Source organism: Elioraea sp., from assembly GCF_051860475.1.
GTDB lineage: Bacteria > Pseudomonadota > Alphaproteobacteria > Acetobacterales > Acetobacteraceae > Elioraea.
In genome coordinates this window covers 1-728 of record NZ_JBHYDW010000294.1, presented here as the reverse complement: position 1 = coordinate 728, position 728 = coordinate 1, and the positions used below count along the sequence as shown (strand labels likewise).

The 728-nt window shown below is 63.9% G+C and carries 1 protein-coding gene; it reads right to left on the bottom strand.

All coding sequences use genetic code 11. The features are described 5' to 3' along the window. Nucleotides 1-25: 25 nt before the first annotated feature. Nucleotides 26-728: IS256 family transposase (locus tag ACTIFU_RS23815; protein WP_439580809.1), on the bottom strand; the 703-nt coding region annotated here is incomplete at its 5' end.

The following is a 728-nucleotide window of genomic DNA, read 5'->3' as shown; positions in this document are numbered from 1 at the left end:
GGGGTGTGGCACCGGGCCGTCATCGTCAGGCGGCTTTGGGTGTAATTTGTAGCTGGGCAACCTCCTCGATCTGGGGTGTGGCGAGCGCGGTCATGCCTTCGAGTTGCATGTAGCGGCACTGGAGCTGGTATTCGTCGTTCTGCTCGAGAAGGACTGCGCCGATCAGGCGGGTGATGCTGTCCTCGTTGGGGAAGATGCCGACGACATCAGCACGGCGCTTCACCTCCTTGTTCAAGCGTTCCAACGGATTGGTGCTGTGGAGTTTGACGCGGTGCTGCTCTGGGAAGGTCATGTAGGCGAGCACGTCGTGCTCGGCGGCATCCATACAGGCGCCGAGCTTGGGCCAGCGGCCGCGGAGTTGGTCGGCGACATTGCGCCAGGTTTGGGTGGCGGCGGCATGATCGGGCTGAAGGAAGACCTGACGGATCGCGGCGGCAACAACGGTGTTCTGGCCTTTGGGCACATGCGCCAGCGCGTTCCTCATGAAGTGGACGCGGCAGCGTTGCCAGGTGGCGCCGACGACGCGGGTGATTGCTGCCTTCAGGCCTTCGTGGGCGTCGGAGATGACCAGCTTGACGCCCTTGAGGCCGCGGCGAACGAGGTCCTTGAGGAAGGTCGACCAGAACGGCTCGGCTTCGCTCGGGCCGATGTGCAAGCCGATGATCTCGCGCTTGCCCTCGGTGTTGACGGCAACCGCTATTATGGCGGCGACGCTGACAATGCGGCCG